Raw genomic sequence first — 15,213 nt, forward strand, 5'->3', positions numbered from 1 at the left:
TTTTTTAGGACAGCTGCGCAAAGCAGAAAGCTACACATAAGCACCTTGAACAAAAATTCCAAGCCCGGGAATTTCTGTTCAAGGAGCCTTATGTTCCGCTTTCTAAGCGCTTTGTTCCGCTCACTTTATTATTGGAGGTCATTTCATGCACTCACCGTCAAGCTATTGGGCAAAAGTTTCTGTTAGCACCTCATTCATTATTTTCCTATTACTTGCCATCGCGGTTAAGCGGCACCAAGCTTGGATTCAGTCGTTCGATCAATTTTTTGGTCGGCCGATTAGGGCAATGGCCACTCCAGCTTTAACCCATTTTTTCGTTAACTTCACTAAACTGGGAAATATGGTGCCTCTCACGGTTTTAGTTATTGTGGCGTGCCTGACTTTGTTTTTCGCTGGCAATCCTGTCGCCAGCCTCTTTTTGTTAACTAACGGTCTCCTGTTGGCAATGCCCATCAATTCACTTGCCAAATTACTAATCAACCGTCCTCGTCCCACTCTCCGACACTTAGTTACCGTGCATTCCAGCAGCTTTCCAAGCGGCCACGCAATGGGCACGATGATGGTTTTTGGCAGTTTAATCATGATTGTTAATCATTTATTAAAAAATAATGCCAAAAAATTAATGTTGGATTTGCTATTCCTTGTTATCATTGTATTGATTGGAATAAGTCGAATTTATGTTGGTGTTCACTTTGCAAGCGATGTTGCTGGTGGCTGGTCACTTGGATTTTGTCTCCTAGGCATGAGTAAATTCGTCTTCAATAAATTTATAGGAGGCGCATCATGAAGCGGATTCCCTCTGCGTTGGAATTTAGTCATCAATTATTTGCCGAACGGATCCAAGCGGGTGACACGGTTGTCGATTGCACCATTGGCAACGGCCATGACACCTTGTTTTTGGCAAATTTAATTGGCCCGACAGGAACGTTGTATGGCTTTGATATTCAAGCTGAAGCCATTAAGCATACTCGGAGCCGATTAACCGAAAACCACGTGGATCTTGAAAATATCTATCTTTATAATATCAGTCATTCAAAGGTCGACGAAATCTTACCCTATCAGACGACAATTGCCGGGGCGATATTTAACCTAGGCTATTTACCGGGTGGTGATAAAACAATCGTTACATACTCTGACACGACCATTAAGGCCATCGAAGGCTGCTTGAGTCACTTAGGTAAGAATGGGATCGTTGTCCTCGTTATCTACTATGGACACCCCGGGGGCGAAAAAGAAAAAAATGATGTCTTGAGTTTCGGTCGAACCCTCGACCAAAAGCGGTATAATGTTTTAACCTATCAGTTTATCAATCAACAGCATTGGCCGCCCTTTGTCATGGCTATTCAGCGAATCGATTAATCGATTCGCTGTTTTTTCTGTTGGCGATCAAAAAAGTTAACTGCATAGGCAACAATAATTAGAATTAACGCAACGATAAACACGTTATGCAACGAACTGAACAAAATCTGTCGCAGTTTCGGCAAAAGATTGGCACTTAATTGATTAGCCGTCATCGGGTTAATCAATTTATCCATCATCTTTAACGTTGTTCCCTCGGTCTGACGAACCCCCCGAAGCATAGTAGCATTCATAACAATGCCGAAAACAGAAATCATTAATGTTTGCCCCAAAGTGCGCGCAAGGGTATTAAACGAAGTTGCCACTCCAATTTCAGTGGACTCAACTGTATTTTGAACGCTAATTAATGATGTCGTTACCGTAAGGCCAAAGCCGGTCCCACAAATGACAGATATCAGTAAAAAGGCCACAAATGGTGTCTCGGCTGGAATTAGAACCATGATAATGCCACCAATCAGAACAAAAGCCAAACTGAGATTAATAATTTGATGTGGTGTAATCCTAACAAGTAATTTCCCCGCAATAAATGACCCCACAATCCACATCAATGAACTGGGCGTAACCGCAAAACCGGCCATCGATGCTCGCAACCCTAAGATTCCCTGCGTCCAGTCTGGAAGATAAACTTCATAACCAATCAAAAAACCACTTACTAAAAAGACAACAATATTTTGGACAACAAACGTTCGATTATCGAACAATTCCATCGGGATTAGTGGATCCTTCGCCAAGCGTTCCGTTCGAATAAACATAATGAGCGAAACGATGGTAATCAAGAAACAGCCAGCCACGATTTGCCAATTAATTGGTGATTGACCAATTAATTGAAAGGCATACATAATAGCTAGGAGCATCAATGCCAGCCAGATAGTCCCGGCAAGATCCATTCGTGTCGTCCCCTGCCGTTTTTCTTCATGCAGGTACAATTGGACTAAGATCATAACAATTAATCCAATTGGCAAGTTAATAAAAAAGATCCAATGCCAACTTAATTGATCTACAATAAACCCACCCAGCAAGGGGGCAATTACGGATGCAATTCCCCAAGCGGAACTGTTTAATCCCAATACTTGAGCTCGTTTTTCTAGTGGATAAATGTCAGCAATGATTGTATTCGCAATTGGTAAAATTGAACCCGCACCAATTCCCTGGATTGCTCGCCAAATGATAAGAACAATCATTGAATTGGATAAGCCGGACATAACCGAGCCAAAGATAAAGATAGCAATCCCACCAATAAACATCGGTTTGCGACCCAGTCGATCCGCTAATTTCCCATATATTGGCGTTGCGATTGCGTTAGTAAGTAAGAAAATGGAAAATACCCAGTTCATTAGGGCAACCCCGTGTAAATCACCAACAATGGTTGGCATCGCCGTTGAAACAATTGTTCCTTCAATTGCTGCCATAAATGTCGCCACAAATAATGCAATTGTCACCAAGGTCACGTTGCTTTTTTTAGCCGTTTCAGACATGAAATAACCCCTTTAATCTTATTTTGACCAAAAAAGCGCCCCTGAATTTTCAAGGGCGTTTTGCTGGTTAGCTGTTTATAACTTGAAATAATCTTTTAACGCATCAACCTTATCGGTATGTTCCCATGGCAAATCAATATCCGTCCTGCCAAAATGACCATACGCGGCGGTTTGTTCATAAATTGGTCGTTTGAGATCCAACATTTTGATAATCCCGGCTGGACGCAAATCAAACAATTTCCGGGTTGCTTCAATTAGTTGTTCTTCTGAAACTTTTCCGGTGCCAAACGTATTAATATCGATTGAAACGGGCGTTGCAACTCCAATCGCATAAGCCAACTGAATCTCTAATTGGTCTGCCAAGCCGGCCGCAACCATATTCTTAGCAATGTAGCGAGCAGCATAGCTAGCCGAACGGTCGACTTTGGTTGCATCCTTACCGGAAAATGCACCACCACCGTGATGGGCGTAGCCGCCATACGTATCAACAATAATCTTTCGGCCAGTCAATCCGGCATCACCTTGAGGCCCGCCAATTACAAACCGACCAGTTGGGTTAACCAGGTAACGCGTTTGACTGTCCAAGTATCGACTTGGAATGACCTGCTTAATGATCTTTTCGATCACGTCGGCACGAACCTGATCCAAGCTAACCCCATCATCGTGCTGCGTGCTTAAAACAACGGTATCGACTCGAATTGGTTGATTGTTATCATCGTACTCAACCGTTACTTCAGCCTTAGCATCAGGGCCTAAATAACTAATTTCTCCAGACTTGCGCAAAGCTGCTTGTTTTCGCATCAGCTTATGAGCTAATGAAATTGGTAATGGCATTAACTCGGGTGTTTCGTTAATCGCATAACCGAACATTAACCCTTGATCACCAGCGCCAATCTTATCAAGCGGATCGGACTCACCATTGCGCTCTTCCAGGGCATCATCAACGCCCTGGGCAATGTCTGGTGATTGTTCATCCAAAGCAACAATCACGGCACAAGAATCACCATCAAAGCCGTAACGGCCATCGCAATAACCAATTCGCTTAATCGTATTACGCACAACTTTTTGAATATCAACGTATGCCGTTGTCGATATTTCGCCAAAAACTAAAACTAATCCAGTGGTAACCGATGTCTCGCAGGCAACACGAGCATCTGGATCTTGAGCAAGCAAGGCATCCAAGATTGCATCACTAATCTGATCGGCAATTTTGTCTGGATGGCCTTCTGAAACTGATTCCGAAGTAAATAAATGTTTTTCGCGCATTTTATTTTCCCCCTATATATTTTTAAGGTTACAAGGCTTCTTCACGTTAAACGTGAATCCTATCGGGAACTCATAACTTTATTATGTTATCACAGAATTTTTACTTTTGGAACCAATTATTGATTCCCGTTGACCACTTCTTCAAAAAATATTACGATTATGAGTATTAATGTCGATTAATCAGGTAAGGAGAAAATGGCGGTGGCAAGTACAAAAAGATTGAATCAATTTCAGTTTATTTTGAGGGTGAGCGCCTCTTTAATCATTTGGATGCTGTTTGCTAACGTCCCGCTGGCGCACTTTTTTCAAAATCGGCAGCTCATTTCGTTGGTTTTATTAGGGATTCCCTTTGCAATTTTATTAAACCAAGTCATTTTACCGCGACAAAATCAGCTATTAACCGTCATTTGTGATGCGGTGGTCGGGGTCTTAAGTATCCATCTCTTCTTTGAACAGGGTACGCTCAATACCATCTTAATGCTCGTTGATTTTATTTTTGCGAACCTGCTTTTATTAACACAGTTCATCAACGAACCCCACGGCCGCTGGATCACATTTGGAGTGATTAACGGCAGTGGCTTGGCTTTTTTATTCACAGTTTCTTATCATCATTATTTTTCGTTGTTATCCCTAATGTACATTACGACACTCATTTTTTCTAATATCTTTTTTGCTTACCATGGCTTTATGAAAAAAAGTAATTTATCGTCACTATTAATCATTTTGATTTTGATTATTCTGTTATGTTTAACGCTGCAACTATCATTTCTGCGAACCGTTTTAATTACCGCTATCTTGGCTTTTTATTTATTTTTCGAATCACAGGTTAACCCCAAAAATTATCAAAAACGGGCAAATGTCTCGACAATTTGTTACCTATTCTTTTCATTGCTCGTCTGTTTATAAACTTTAAATATTATAATTTGGTTAATATAATTAATTTTACTAAAAGAAGTGCCGCGGCATGCGCCACTCGCATTAATAGCGGGTAAAATAACCTGTGATGGATAATAAAGAGGGCGGTGATCAACATGAACATCAGAGTTGTCGGTGACATTCGAAAAGGAAAAATTCAGCCTTCTTTGACTGGAAATCCAATCGTTGATGATGCCTTACTCCAAAATTTCTGTGAACGGTTAGGTACCCATATTAATTCAGCTCAGTCATCATTCAACATCATTTTAGACCATTTCTTTGACCCCACAGTTTCTAGTGATGATGTTATCTTAATGGATAAGCAGATTATTCATGATTTTCCAAGTGATTTGCTAATTCCTTTCACCATTATCGCCATTGACCATAGCGACTTGATCCGCGGAAATGTTTTGAACGCCATTAACGCGCTAAAACGATTCGCAAATGGCGAACCCATCCCAGATGGTCGAACTTGCTCAAAACAATAGGGTTCAAACATCGTTTTAGTGACAATCAAAATAGCGGCTTAAACAGGAGTTCCTCTTGTTTAGGCCGCTGTTATTTTTCTAAGGCGATAATTATCGGTGCTGATTCAGCTTGATGTGTAAGATCATCCGCCCCACTAATAGCAACGTCATTAACACCGTGTAAATCCAAGCTGCCGACTCATCCGCAAATGGCAATTTGACATTCATCCCGTAAAACCCAGAAATAATTGGTGGAATCGCTAAAATCAGTGACCACACTGTTAAGAATTGCATCGTTTGGTTCAATTTATTATTCAAAATATTGCCAAAGGCCGACTCTGTCTCACTCACAACATCGCCAACCACGTCAAACATTGACCGGCATTGCTGATATTCGATCAGTAAATCAGAGATCTGCTGATCCGCTTTTTTAGTGGCGACTGCAGACATCGTTAACTTTTTGTGAAATGTTTCCTGCAGCTCTTGTAAGGCAACTAAATTACCAGCAGTTGCCGATCGCAAATATACTAAGTTTGTTTTCATTAAGGCCAACGTATTTAAATGGTCATTACTAACCCGACGAACCCGAGCATCTTCTAATTTTTCTGCTTGCTGACTAATTTTATCCAGCTGATCAAAATACGGTGTTAAAAGTGCCGCTAAAATCGCTAAAATGTGGCCGCTAATTTCGTGATACTGGACTCCTGATTTTTCTCGGACAAGCCTTGCCTGTTCACTATCATGGCAAACTGAAATCAATACCCGATCGTTAAAACCCAGAAAGATTGGCACCGTTGTCGAATGACTTTCTCGAACGTCTCCCAGCGCTCGAACCACCAAAACGCCAAAATCAGAAGCGTCATCATAGGCCGCTCGCGGTTGCTCGTGGCGATCCATCATGTAATTTTTAAATTTGGTTGGTAGTTGATAGTTACCAACCAGGCCAGTCAATTCGCTTTCAGTCGGATCAATTGCTTCTACCCAACTATATCTTGACAAGTTGTGAATGTTAATCATTAGTTTCCCCTTACGTTTTTAGCCCAAAGTCCAGTTTATCAGATAACAAAATTGTAAGGTACCCAACTGTTTTTTCAAATTTAGCCAATAATTATTTAGAAGCCCTTGCCTGGATAACTTGATAAATAACCAGCATCGCTCCTATCGAAACAACCGAGATCACCATGGCTATCCGAGTGGCCGAACTGATTAACAAGAATCCTAAGACAAAAACAAAAAAGGCTAAACTCGCGTAATCGGCAATTGGGTAGCCCGGCATCTTGAAACGGGCAACCCCATCTGGATTTTGCCGCCGATACTTTAAATGGACAATTAGCAAAATGACCCAAACCACCACGAAATTAATGGTCGAAACACTGGAGACCAAATTAAAGACCCCAGCGGGAATAAAATAATTTAGGATAACGATAATTAGTAAAAAGGCCGTTGAAAAATTCAATGCAATGTTGGGGACACCGTTTCTTCCCAATCGATTCAAAAACGAAGACGCATTACCTCCCATACTGAGTGCATACATCGTCCGGCTGGTACTAAACAAACAACTATTGGTCGCTGAAATGGCTGCCGTTAAAACGACGAAATTTAAAATTCCAGCGGCCCCAACAACCCCAATTCCGGAAAACACTTGAACAAACGGACTAGCGGTTGTCGTAATGTTATTCCACGGATAAACACTCATCACAGCAATCATTGAGCCAACGTAAAATAGTCCGATTCGAATCGGTAAACTATTAATTGCCTTTGGCAGGTTCAATTCAGGATTGTCCGTTTCCCCAGCTGTTAGACCAACCATCTCGATGCCGACAAAGGCAAAAACCACCATTTGAAAGGACATCAAGAAGCCAGTTATTCCTGTTGGAAAAAAGCCACCGTGTGATACGAGATTACTAAACGAAGCCGTTGATTGACTGGTTTTAACGTGGAAAACTGCTAAAATAACGCCTACTACCACCAACAAGATGATGGCAAGGACTTTTATCATTGAAAACCAAGATTCCAATTCGCCAAACAAACCGACGTTGACCATATTTGCCGCAAACAAGCATAGTAAGATCACAAAGGGCGGCAACCACTGGGGAACTGCCGGGAACCAATATCTAATGTAAATCCCCGTAGCTGTTAAATCGGCCATTGCTAAGCTGATCCAACAAAACCAATATGTCCAACCGGTGACAAACTCCCAGCGATCACCTAAATAATCTTTAACAAAGTCTAGGAATGAATGTTTCCGAGTATCTGAAAGCAAGAGTTCACCAATTGCCCGCATTAACAAGAAACAAAAGAAGCCAACAACCAAATAAGATAAAATAATCGAAGGCCCTGAGGTATGAATGGCCGATCCAGATCCTAAGAATAAACCGGTCCCAATCGCCCCACCAATTGCAATCATTTGAATGTGGCGGCTCTTTAACGAGCGTGACAATGTATTTTGTTTTTGATCTGTTTGCATTTAACTATCTCCTCCTAGTGAGCGGAGCAAAGCGGTTAGAAAGCGGAGTGTAAGGCTCCTCAGTCAAAAATCCCCGGGCTTGGGATTTTTGGCTGAGGTGCTTACGCGTAGCTTTCTGCTTTGCGCAGCTGTCCTAAAATCAGTGAGCGGAGCCAGGCGTTTAGAAACTGGGACATAAGGCTCCTCGGACAGGAATTCCCGGGCTTGGAATTTCTGGCTGAGGTGCTTACGTGCAGCTTTCTGCCTGGCGCAGCTGTCCTACAAATAAAAAAGCTCCCAGTACCAATTAAGGTACCAGGGGCATTCAATCGAACGCGGTTCCACCCAAGTTCTGCAATACAATATGTATTGCCTCAAAATGCAGATATTGGTTGCAGCCAATTATGTGATTTGCCATTAATCTGTCGACTTTCAGCCGTAATCGACTCTCTGTTGAATGCCTTCAAGTGTACGGAAGATTTTTTAAAAAGTCAAGGGTAACTTCTTAACAATTTTATCAGTTATCACAAAATTGTCCGGGTTCATGATTGTTTTTGCCACTTGCTTATTGCACGCAAATGATTGAATTTTCGATCAAAACAGTGTACCTTTAAGCTAGTAAAAGTTAAAAATACTTTTAACGGAATTGAGACTGGAGGCATTATGATGAGTTCACACACTGCATTGTTAATTATTGATTACACGAATGATTTTGTCGCCGACAAGGGCGCCTTAACTTGTGGCAAGGCCGGCCAAGCTATCGAGCCGACAATCATTAACTTAGCGAATCAGTTTGTCAAAAATGGCGATTGGGTCATTTTGCCAACCGACGTTCACAAGCCCAATGACCCGTATCATCCCGAAACCAAGCTCTTCCCTCCTCACAACGTCCGGAATACTTGGGGCCGAGAATTTTATGATGGTTTAAAAGACTGGTTTGAGGCTAACAAAAATGCTGATAAGGTTTACATGTATGATAAGACTCGCTATAGCGCATTTGCTGGAACCGACTTGGATATTCGCTTGCGGGAACGTCACATTGATACCCTTCATTTAGTCGGCGTCTGCACGGATATTTGTGTTCTTCACACTGCCGTGGATGCTTATAACCTTAACTATCAACTGATTATTCATCGAAACGGTGTTGCTGGATTAACTCCTGAAGGTAAAAAATGGGCCCTTAATCATTTTGAACATGTATTAGGTGCAAGCGTCGTTGATTAATTCAAAATCCCCCTTTGCAAAATGTGCCGATTTAGTGTTTAATGTTCATCAGAAGATTAAACATGAGATCGAATCGCCAAGTATTTAACCATGCTTGACAATATTTTTGTGCTTAAGGAGGAACCCTCATGGCTAATAAAGTGCCAAGGTACAATAATGAACAGTGGGAAAAGGCCAAAGAAGCCGTTTTGCAAGAATACGAAGATTACAAAGAAACTTTGAGGCAACAAGGGGTCGATTACACCATTAAAAACGCTCGCCAATTGTTAATCTATCAAGACCTAGTAGCCGAATGGAATCACAAATTGGGGACTGTCATAACGGATTTGGAAGATAATATTTTCGCCCTTACTGTTTTTGATGATCTTAAAAAACGCAAAGTTTCTTCTTTGTTGCAGAGAGGCTATGCCCATATCTCAAGCTGGCCGGACTTCAATCCGACTGCATTGGCTCTTTGGCTAGAGTTAGAAGAAGACGAGGCAATGGCATAATCAAACCGTTTAAATCATTAGTTGAAGGCCGTGGATTTGCAATGAAAAATTGTGAATTCACGGTCTTTTTGTGTACATTCGTGTTACCAATTATGAAGCCTGCCATGATTCGTTCAAATAGATTATCCCTGCATCTTTGCTGAAACGCGGCTGCCAACAAAGGTATCAATGCTATTTGGGGCTACCCATCAAAAACCGGGTTTGCGCTATCACCATTTAGCGGAAATACGCGCCGAAGCAACTGACACGACACCTAAAAGGCCCCCTTGACTCAAATCCAAAATTAGGATTAGGTCAGAGGGCCTTTAGGTGCCGAAGCAAAGCGCCGTTACTCGGGTACTATTTGTCTTTGTCCTTTTTCTTGTCACCTTTGCGATTCTTGCTCATAAATTCTTCTCTCGTTTGTAAATCTTTTACGTTAATTTTAATTTCTGTTGGCTTCAAATCTGTCATTTCATTAATGGCTTGTGACAATTTATTCGTTACCTTATTGAAAACGGCTGGAATGCTCTTGCCGTATTCTACAACAGCATCCATTGACAACTTAACTTCCTTGTCGTCATTATCCAGATCGACTTTAACACCAGTTGTTGGGTCGGTATCATCAGAAAATCTGTCCGTTACTGAATCAATTAGGTTGCCTTCAAGTGATAAGACGCCGTCAACGTCGCGCACTGTATTTCCAGCAATCTTTGCTAATACGTCATCTTCATAAGTCAAAACGGTTTCAACACCCGTTGCTTTGCTTTGTTCAACCATAATTAAATTCCTCCTAAAGTAAAGTGAGCGGAGCAAAGCGGTTAGAAAGCGGAGTGTAAGGCTCCTTAGCGGGAAATCCCCGGGCTTGGGATTTTTCGCCAAGGTGCTTACACGGAGCTTTCTGCTTTGCGCAGCCATTCTAAAACAATCGATTACTTAACCCGATCATCTTGAACATTATTGGCAATTTTATCCTTTTTACGGCTGCTTTGCTGTTCCCATTCTTGTTTTGTCAAAACATCATTGATATTTAAATTCAGTTCAACGACATCCAAACCAGTATAATTTTTAATTGCCCGCTGGGTACGTGAACAAACTTCATCAAAAATTTGCCGGGCATCTGCCCCATACTCAATTGTTGCTTCCATATCCAAAGCGACTTGTTTTTCGCCGACTTCAGCATCAATTCCCTTGGTTGGGTCAGTTGACTTTGAGAAACGGTCTGCCAGTTCACTCATCATGCCACCGTCAAGAGATAAAATGCCGTCAACGTTTCGGCATACCAGCCCAGCGATTTTCTCAATCACTGCATCGTCAAATGTCAACTTTCTCGTTAATTGCGGTGTTTGTACCGTTGCATCCATCGATTTCAACTCCTTAAAAATTAATCATCACTCATCATTTGGCTAATCAAACTTTTGATCCCGCCTAATTTCCATATAATGGCCCCTACCAGCGTTCCAATTAATGTAAGGGCAATCACCAGCAACATGCCACTAAAGCTGCCAAATACCCATACGAGCCCACAAATTAAACCGATTAGGCCACCATACATCATTGAGTTCATCTAATCCGCCTCCTTATACCACTCGCGGGTGGTTTGCCCTTCGTTTATTTGGGAGTGAGTCATAAGGTTTGACTTTTACTTTGACTTTTTTAACTTTAACAGCCATTAAGTCAGCAATTTTATCAGCCACAATGGCCTGAATTCGTTCACCTAAATTGACTAAATCTCTACCTTGTTTATCAACAGCAATAACCGTTACCTTTGCCAAGCGATTTCTAGTTTGCAACTTAACCGTCGAATCAACGTCAACGACCGCTGCTTGTTGCATAATTGCCTCGTTGAGTGATTTTTCAACAGCTTTTTTTGAGATGCTCAGCTTACCGGTTGTCGATTGAAACACCAATCGGTTAGCTTTTTTGGGAGCAAACATGATAATTATCATTGCCACCACACCGACTATTCCAACCACTATGCTAAGTCCTAACGCTAACACCATTAGCCAGTCAACGTTGGTTTGAATTGACGGTAACGCTAATTTTGATAGGTAATCAATTGGCACGACCAGTGCAACAAACCAAACGGATTGAACAATTAAAATGATACTGATCAGCAAAACCAGTAATTTGGTTAGTCGACTCACCGCCTGACCTCCTCTCTTCAGCTAATCATTTCACGCTTTATTTAGCCAAGCCACGGCTAATTAAGGAAACGACTAGAACCAGTACAACGGCACCGACAATTGCTGGGAAAATTGCTATTTCAGCCAATTGTGGGCCCCATGTTCCAAGTAGTGCTTGACCTAACCAAGCACCAATTAACCCACCGACGATGTTTCCGATCCATCCCATTGGCATATCGCGACTTGTAATCGCACCAGCAATGGCACCGATAATTCCGCCGATAATTAGTGTCCAGATTAAACTAAACATGGCAATCATCCTTTCTATAGTGAGATTTAACAACTATTTGCGTTGCTATAACCATAGTATACAATAACATATAACTTATTGTGTGAATAAGCCTTGAAAAAAGTATGTTCTTTTATTGAACGGCTTCTCCCCGTTCAAAAACAACAATTCTTCATTACAAATACCTAATTGTCCATAAAAAAAGCCCACCTAAGCAAAAAACTTAGGTAGGCTATCCCTCATCCCTCAATGAGGCTTTAAGTAAAACATTACTTTTCAGATTTTGACATCTCGTGAGCGGCAAAATCTTTGATGAAGGCCAAAATTTCTCGGACCTTGTCTTCCCCGTAGCGGCTAATCCAGTTATCGAAGCGCTTCGTGATTAAATCGTTCACTTTCTTTTCGGCCTTTTCGCCGCTCGGTGTTAAATGCAGGTAAAGCCGCCTTCTGTCACTTTCGGCCGGCTTTTGAAAAATATAATCATGCTGTAATAGCACTTTGATTTGCCGCGATATTGCACTCCGGGTTACTTTTCGTTCGCTGGCAATATCCATTAATGACACATGCTCTCGTTCGGCAATCGTATGCAGAATTAAATACTGCTCAAACGATAGGCCGTACTTTGTCGCAGGTTCAGAAACGAAATTATCTAAATACTTCAATGAAGACAAATAGACATCAATCGCTTCCTTTAGTAATTGTTGATTTGTTTTACTCATATCCCTCACCATTCCCAAAAAATAATTATTATTAGTACCGCCTTAATTATATATTTTCATGCTCATTGCCGCAACCTTATACCCCTTCTTTTGGGAATCTTTCTCAAATACCTTATAATTAGGGTTATTAAATGAAAATAGGAGGTATTATGACAGCCAACGTCACTACATTAATTCATCAAGTTGAACTAAATATCTTCAAAGAATTCGCCCGAATTGCCGAGAATTTAAATATCCACTACCTTGCGCTTGGCGGAACCCTTTTAGGGGCTGTAAGACATCAAGGGTTTATTCCTTGGGACGACGACATGGATATCGGTATCCTAAGGGAGGACTATGAACGATTTCTCGACACAGCACCAAGTCAGTTGAGTCCTCATTTTTTTCTTCAAACCCCTTGGACTGACCCCAATTATGCCCTTAGCTATGCGAAGCTTTTAGATCGTACGACTTACATTGAAGAAAAAAACAACGTCAACAATGCACGAAAAGGCGTCTTTTTGGATATTTTTCCATTAGACAAAATTCCAGCTTCAAAGGAGCGCCAACGCAGACAGATCGTCAGTCTGCGAAGACTTGATAGTCGAATCTATTTGAAACTGCGGTATAATGTAATTGATAATCCAATGAGAAAGTTTCAAACGCCGCTGTCCAGCGAACAGTTGCAAACCGCCTGGGAATATAAGCGTCAGCGTCAAGATCTAATGACAAGCTATAACGAACGGCCGAATTTGATGACTTACAAAAATTTAGCTTCGCAATACAGCTATGATAAGGAAGTTTTTTCAAAGGAGCAATTAAATGATTTGGTTGATCTTCCATTTGAAGATACCGTCATTGCCGCCCCCGCTGACTATGACCAAATTCTGACCAATCTCTACGGTGACTACTTAACATTGCCACCGGCAAACGCCAGAGTCGAGAAGCACATTACCAGGTTAATCATGGATAATCAGGAATTTATGATTTAACCCGCCAATTACTTGCATCAAAAATACTTTTTTGGTAGGTTGTTAACAATTACTTTTACATTGAAGGTGTTAATATGTTCGATAAAGATCATTCTCGTTTTGCGAGTTATAGCATTGTCTCAACGTTACCAGATGAAGCCATTGACCACGTTTGGTACCTTATTGATAATGATCTTCAAGGGGTCTTTCCGCTTTCCAATCTCATCGTCTTCAACCTGATCAATCATGATGGTACTTTATCATACGATTTTATGCAGAATAATGAGTTAGTGGCCACATTTGACTCGCCATTTCCATACAACACCAGCTATCCAAAATCACTGGTTGTCTATGACAGTGGCAATCGTCAAATTATTGCAACGCCGTCTGAGATTAATATTTAATAGGTATCTGATTGTTATTTAAATGTCACCATTTAAAGCCCTGTCGACAACAGCTAAATTGTTATCGACAGGGCTTTTAGCAATCCCCATGATCATCTCCAACTGAGCTAGTTGAGCAATGAGCTAATAAGTCTACAATAATTGCACTGCCTGCTGGCAGATCCAGACATTCTTCGAGTGCCATCTAAATCGATACCAGATCGTAAACCCCTTAGAATGGAATTTGACTGCTTCTTGATTGGCTTTATACGTTCGGTTGAGAATCGACTTAGCCGATCCCTTTACTAAGGATAAGTCCTCTGAATTATAAACATGACTTCTTAAGGCGTAGCTGCCATGCTTGATTTTAATTTTCTGAGTGGATGGCACATATTTAACCTCATCAAACGTCAATGCCTTAGCGTAAACCCAATACTTTTGCGCTTTGGCTGCTTTGGCAAACCGAATGCGGTACCAAGTTGTCCCGGTAGTCTTTTTGACAGCCCGTGCGTCCACATAGACTCGGCGCTTAAACGCTGCCGGGACATTGTTCCAATTGTAATAATAAGTAAAGTAACCGGAGTCAGTGACGTGGTTATAAAGATGGTATTTTTGATAATTCTGACTTAAGGTGGCCGATTCGTTTCCTTCGCCGCGATGGTAATTAACCGTCACCGGCATGGTAGCGGCCGAGCTTTTAGTTTTGGTTGCCTTCGATTTTCGAGGCGTTTCTTTGCTGGTCGACGATGATTTCTTAGTAGCCGTCTTTTGAGTTGAAGCTGACTTTTTGGCGGCAACCGTCTTTTTTGATGACGTCGTGGTTTTGTTTGAATGTTTACCCGCCATTAGTTGGTTCTCAAAAATAGTACTTTTGATTAATGATTGCGCCTCAACTTGTAGGTAGCCACCAAGCAGGCACCCAGCTCCGACAATCAAGCCGGCTAATTGCTTTAAGACTTTAATTTTCATTTTTTGTTCAATCACGCTTAATCCCCCCACGGGTACCTTGAGTATCTCTCCAACGTCCCATTTGTTTCGTACTATTATCGTATCATATCTCATTGTTAAGCGAGAATTTGAATTTTTGAAGACCCGTTTTTGCTGACAAAATAAGCCAATAACGA

19 protein-coding genes and 1 riboswitch are annotated in these 15,213 nt (G+C 41.4%); of the genes, 8 read left to right on the plus strand and 11 right to left on the minus strand.

The window, feature by feature from the left end:
* Positions 1 to 145 precede the first annotated feature (145 nt).
* The gene (locus YK48G_RS12630; RefSeq protein ID WP_203631071.1) at positions 146 to 787 is read left to right on the plus strand and encodes a phosphatase PAP2 family protein; all 642 of its coding nucleotides are present in this window, start codon (positions 146 to 148) and stop codon (positions 785 to 787) included.
* Complete coding sequence (gene mnmM, locus YK48G_RS12635) at positions 784 to 1,359, plus strand: tRNA 5-(aminomethyl)-2-thiouridylate-methyltransferase MnmM (protein WP_203631072.1); 576 nt, start codon at positions 784 to 786, stop codon at positions 1,357 to 1,359. The genes YK48G_RS12630 and mnmM overlap by 4 nt, the downstream gene beginning before the upstream one ends.
* On the opposite strand, the gene YK48G_RS12640 is transcribed toward mnmM, so the two are convergent.
* A complete protein-coding gene (locus YK48G_RS12640) occupies positions 1,356 to 2,834 on the minus strand; it encodes an MDR family MFS transporter (protein WP_203631073.1) in 1,479 nt (492 codons plus the stop codon). The genes mnmM and YK48G_RS12640 overlap by 4 nt on opposite strands.
* Before the next feature lie 75 nt (positions 2,835 to 2,909).
* Positions 2,910 to 4,100 carry a methionine adenosyltransferase gene (gene metK, locus YK48G_RS12645; RefSeq protein ID WP_203631074.1) on the minus strand — a complete coding sequence of 397 codons (1,191 nt, stop codon included), beginning with the start codon at positions 4,098 to 4,100 and terminating at the stop codon, positions 2,910 to 2,912.
* Positions 4,098 to 4,181: riboswitch (SMK box riboswitch) on the minus strand. It overlaps the preceding gene by 3 nt.
* A 114-nt stretch (positions 4,182 to 4,295) precedes the next feature.
* Between metK and YK48G_RS12650 the strand changes: the two genes are divergently transcribed.
* Together YK48G_RS12650 and YK48G_RS12655 are read left to right on the plus strand one after the other, a co-directional pair.
* Positions 4,296 to 5,006: a hypothetical protein gene (locus tag YK48G_RS12650; protein WP_203631075.1), complete on the plus strand. Its 711-nt coding sequence runs from the start codon at positions 4,296 to 4,298 to the stop codon at positions 5,004 to 5,006.
* Between the two features lie 125 nt (positions 5,007 to 5,131).
* Entirely contained in the window at positions 5,132 to 5,503 is a 372-nt protein-coding gene (locus YK48G_RS12655; protein WP_203631076.1) for a hypothetical protein, read from the plus strand.
* A gap of 90 nt (positions 5,504 to 5,593) precedes the next feature.
* On the opposite strand, the gene YK48G_RS12660 is transcribed toward YK48G_RS12655, so the two are convergent.
* Both YK48G_RS12660 and YK48G_RS12665 read right to left on the minus strand, forming a co-directional pair.
* Positions 5,594 to 6,499 carry a magnesium transporter CorA family protein gene (locus tag YK48G_RS12660; RefSeq protein WP_203631077.1) on the minus strand — a complete coding sequence of 302 codons (906 nt, stop codon included), beginning with the start codon at positions 6,497 to 6,499 and terminating at the stop codon, positions 5,594 to 5,596.
* Between the two features lie 91 nt (positions 6,500 to 6,590).
* Positions 6,591 to 7,949, minus strand: a complete 1,359-nt coding sequence (locus YK48G_RS12665; RefSeq protein WP_203631078.1) for an amino acid permease — start codon at positions 7,947 to 7,949, stop codon at positions 6,591 to 6,593.
* A gap of 645 nt (positions 7,950 to 8,594) precedes the next feature.
* Between YK48G_RS12665 and YK48G_RS12670 the strand changes: the two genes are divergently transcribed.
* A complete protein-coding gene (locus tag YK48G_RS12670) occupies positions 8,595 to 9,152 on the plus strand; it encodes a cysteine hydrolase family protein (protein WP_203631215.1) in 558 nt (185 codons plus the stop codon).
* Positions 9,153 to 9,280: 128 nt separating this feature from the next.
* Positions 9,281 to 9,643: a hypothetical protein gene (locus YK48G_RS12675; RefSeq protein WP_203631079.1), complete on the plus strand. Its 363-nt coding sequence runs from the start codon at positions 9,281 to 9,283 to the stop codon at positions 9,641 to 9,643.
* 339 nt (positions 9,644 to 9,982) lie between these two features.
* Here the strand turns inward: YK48G_RS12675 and YK48G_RS12680 are convergent, their stop codons facing one another.
* The 6 genes from YK48G_RS12680 to YK48G_RS12705 form a co-directional block, all read right to left on the minus strand.
* Positions 9,983 to 10,402, minus strand: a complete 420-nt coding sequence (locus YK48G_RS12680; RefSeq protein ID WP_203631080.1) for an Asp23/Gls24 family envelope stress response protein — start codon at positions 10,400 to 10,402, stop codon at positions 9,983 to 9,985.
* 152 nt (positions 10,403 to 10,554) lie between these two features.
* On the minus strand, positions 10,555 to 10,986 hold the full coding sequence (locus YK48G_RS12685; protein ID WP_203631081.1) for an Asp23/Gls24 family envelope stress response protein: 432 nt from the start codon (positions 10,984 to 10,986) through the stop codon (positions 10,555 to 10,557).
* A gap of 20 nt (positions 10,987 to 11,006) precedes the next feature.
* Positions 11,007 to 11,189, minus strand: a complete 183-nt coding sequence (locus YK48G_RS12690; protein WP_203631082.1) for a hypothetical protein — start codon at positions 11,187 to 11,189, stop codon at positions 11,007 to 11,009.
* Positions 11,190 to 11,202: 13 nt separating this feature from the next.
* A complete protein-coding gene (gene amaP / locus YK48G_RS12695; protein WP_203631083.1) occupies positions 11,203 to 11,769 on the minus strand; it encodes an alkaline shock response membrane anchor protein AmaP in 567 nt (188 codons plus the stop codon).
* A 37-nt stretch (positions 11,770 to 11,806) separates the two neighbouring features.
* Entirely contained in the window at positions 11,807 to 12,058 is a 252-nt protein-coding gene (locus YK48G_RS12700) for a GlsB/YeaQ/YmgE family stress response membrane protein (protein ID WP_203631084.1), read from the minus strand.
* Between the two features lie 248 nt (positions 12,059 to 12,306).
* A complete protein-coding gene (locus YK48G_RS12705; protein WP_203631085.1) occupies positions 12,307 to 12,768 on the minus strand; it encodes a MarR family winged helix-turn-helix transcriptional regulator in 462 nt (153 codons plus the stop codon).
* Positions 12,769 to 12,905: 137 nt separating this feature from the next.
* Between YK48G_RS12705 and YK48G_RS12710 the strand changes: the two genes are divergently transcribed.
* Entirely contained in the window at positions 12,906 to 13,727 is an 822-nt protein-coding gene (locus YK48G_RS12710) for a LicD family protein (protein ID WP_203631086.1), read from the plus strand.
* A 74-nt stretch (positions 13,728 to 13,801) separates the two neighbouring features.
* Positions 13,802 to 14,110, plus strand: coding sequence for a DUF960 domain-containing protein (locus YK48G_RS12715; RefSeq protein WP_203631087.1), 309 nt, complete (start codon positions 13,802 to 13,804; stop codon positions 14,108 to 14,110).
* Between the two features lie 132 nt (positions 14,111 to 14,242).
* Here YK48G_RS12715 and YK48G_RS12720 read toward each other — a convergent pair whose 3' ends face one another.
* Positions 14,243 to 15,073, minus strand: coding sequence for a hypothetical protein (locus tag YK48G_RS12720; protein ID WP_203631088.1), 831 nt, complete (start codon positions 15,071 to 15,073; stop codon positions 14,243 to 14,245).
* Between the last annotated feature and the right edge of the window lie 140 nt (positions 15,074 to 15,213).

The sequence above is a fragment of the Lentilactobacillus fungorum genome (genome assembly GCF_016860605.1).
GTDB lineage: Bacteria > Bacillota > Bacilli > Lactobacillales > Lactobacillaceae > Lentilactobacillus > Lentilactobacillus fungorum.